At 69.0% G+C, this 2594-nt stretch carries 2 protein-coding genes; both read right to left on the bottom strand.

Features of this window, described 5'->3' with window-relative positions; genetic code table 11:
- Positions 1-21: 21 nt before the first annotated feature.
- A complete protein-coding gene (gene istB / locus ACFPGP_RS16020) occupies positions 22-855 on the bottom strand; it encodes an IS21-like element helper ATPase IstB (RefSeq protein WP_378591764.1) in 834 nt (277 codons plus the stop codon).
- Positions 852-2399 carry an IS21 family transposase gene (gene istA / locus ACFPGP_RS16015; protein ID WP_378591766.1) on the bottom strand — a complete coding sequence of 516 codons (1548 nt, stop codon included), beginning with the start codon at positions 2397-2399 and terminating at the stop codon, positions 852-854. The genes istB and istA overlap by 4 nt, the downstream gene beginning before the upstream one ends.
- Positions 2400-2594 lie beyond the last annotated feature (195 nt).

Here is a 2594-nt window from a genome sequence, read left to right as displayed (position 1 = left end):
CGGGGGGGGGGGGGGGGGGGGTCAGGTCATGGTGTTCTCCTTCCTGGCTCGGGTGGTGGCGTTGAGTCGGTAGGAGGCGCTGCCGGTCTGGATGATGTGGGCGTTGAAGGTGAGCCGGTCCACGACGGCGGCGGCCAGGCGGGGGTCGGTGAACGTGGCGCCCCATTCCGAGAACGGCGCGTTCGACGCGCACGCGATCGATGCTCGTTCCTCGCGGGCGGTGATGATCTGGAACAGCAGCTCCGCGCCGCGGGGATCCAGGTGGACGTAGCCCAGTTCGTCGAGGCAGAGCAGGTCGAGTCGGGCGTAGCGGCCCACGACGCGGGAGAGCTCTTTGTCGTCGGCGGCCTCGACGAGCTCGTTGACCAGGGCCGCGGTCGTGACGTAGCGGACCCGTCTGCCTTGCTCGGCCGCGGCGGTGCCCAACGCGATGAGGAGGTGGGTCTTCCCGGTCCCGGAGTCACCGAGCAGGACCAGCGGTTCGCCCTTGTCGATCCAGCCCCCGGATGCCAGGTGCGCCAGCGTCGCTGGGGGCAGATCTGGCAACGCGCGGGTGTCGAACTCGGTCAGGCGCTTGGTGCGAGGAAACTTGGCTTCCTTGACCCGACGGACCTGGCGGCGGGCATCGCGCTCGTCGCACTCGGCCAGGAGGACCTCGGCCAGGAACGCCTTGTGCGACAGGCGCTGCTTGGCTGCCGCGGTCGCCATCGCGACGGCCTCGGTGCGCACCGTGGGCAGCAGCAGGGTCCGGCACGCGGTGTGGATCGCGGCTTCGGCGGCGGGGTCCGACAACGCGGACAGCGCCGGCGGCGCAGCCGCAGCGGGGGTGGGCTTGGTGCTGGTCTTGGTGGTCATGCGGTGGCTTCTCTCAGGAGTTGGTCGTAGTCGGCCAGCGACGGCGCCGGTCGATCGATCGCGGCGGTGGGTCCGGCCGTCGGCGGCAGTGGCACCGGGATCGGGGTGATGGTGGCGAGCATCGAGCGACGGGCCTCGACAGCGACGAGGTCGGGATCGAAGTTGCTCATCGCCACCGCCGTGTCCATCCCCGCACTCACCGCTGCGATCGACATGGTGCGGTGCAGGAGCAGGACTCCTACCAGGGCGCGGGTCCCTGGCCCGTCGCCCAGCCCACGTCGTGCGGCGTCCCAGAACCGTTGATGGGCAGGGGTGAAGGCCCCGGATGCTCGCGCGGCCACCAGCGCTGTCGCTCCGGCCAACGCGCCGGGTTTGCGGCCCAGGACCTCGAGGTAGTGGTCCAGGACGAGGTCCTCGGTGCCCTTGTGTAGCGACCTGGTGTGGGTGGCCACGACGGTGCCGGCATCCAACGCGATCACGGTGGTGGCGCCGAGTCGGACCTCGAGCCTTCGGCCCGCGTAGCGGGCCGGGACCGAGTAGTGGGACTGCCGCACACAGACCCGCGCCTTGGCATCGACGCGGCACGACAACGACGCGGCGACCTCGAAGGCGACCTCGGGCAACGGACGCAGCAAGGGCTGCTCCCGGGCGGCGCCTACCCCGACGGTCTCAGCACGCGCGCCGATACGACGAGCGTCGTCACGCAGGTCCGCGGCCGCCAACGCGGCATTGAGCGCCGCGAGGGATCCCACGTGCGGGACCGGGGTCAGGTGACGGCGACGGAACCGGCCGATCTCTCCCTCGACACCGCCCTTCTCATGTGCCCCGTCGATACCGGGGATACAGAAGAACGAGTCGTAGCCGTAGTGGCTACGCAACGCGACGAACCTCGGGTTCTCCAACCGTTCTCTGCCCAGCGCGACCCGGATCACCGCCGGGGTGAGGTTGTCGTAGCGGATCATCCCGACCGGCACCCCACCCAGGGCTTCGAACGCGCGGACATGGCCATCGAGGAACGACTCCTGCGACTGGTTCGCATACGCCACGTGGACCGCCTTGCCCGAGTGCGACAGACGCAGGACAAACATGAACAGCTTCATCACCACCCCGCCGATCACGGCCTGGAACTCGCCGAAGTCGACCTCGGCCTCTTCGGCCGGCGGGTGGGTCTGCGGGATCATCACCTGCGTCGTCGCGCCGCTGACTTCCAGCTTCAGTTGCGCGACAAGGTTGCGGACACTGGACTCGGCTACCACCGCCTGGTGCTCCTCGAGCAGACGCTGCCAGACCCGGCGTGCGGTGTGGCGCTGCTTCCTCGGCGCCGTTAGGTCCGCGACCAACCAGCCCCGGATCAGGTCCTCGAAGGGACCCAGCACCGGCGCGGTCCGCGCCGGTGGCTTCCGCACCGGTGGGACCGCGTCCGCGAGCGCGGCCCGGACCGTGCGGCGATGGACCTGGTGCTTGTCCGCGAGCGCCCTGATCGACATATCTTCATCGCGGGCATCACGTCGGATACGTTCGAACTGCTCCACTCTCGATCTCACTTTCACCCCAGACATCTCGTGGTTCGCCTTGGCAGACGGACACGAAAGTACGGGGACCGGTAGGTCGAGGGTGGGGCCACTTCAAGCCAGCACTAGGCCTCCAAGTGGGGCCACTTCAGGCTGGCACACTCAAAGAACGCAGGGTCGAGCCGTGATTGTTGACGCATGTCGCGTTCTGCAGTGCTGACTGACGCT

Origin of the sequence: Nocardioides taihuensis, from assembly GCF_042657275.1 — a bacterium.
In the GTDB taxonomy this organism is placed as follows: domain Bacteria; phylum Actinomycetota; class Actinomycetes; order Propionibacteriales; family Nocardioidaceae; genus Nocardioides; species Nocardioides taihuensis.
Note: the sequence above shows the minus strand (reverse complement) of the source record. Positions and strands in the feature narration are given on the sequence as shown.

What these genes read in the sequence shown, in the direction of transcription:
- istB (WP_378591764.1), bottom strand. Translation starts at nt 855, where the DNA reads ATGACCACCAAGACCAGCACCAAGCCCACCCCCGCTGCGGCTGCGCCG.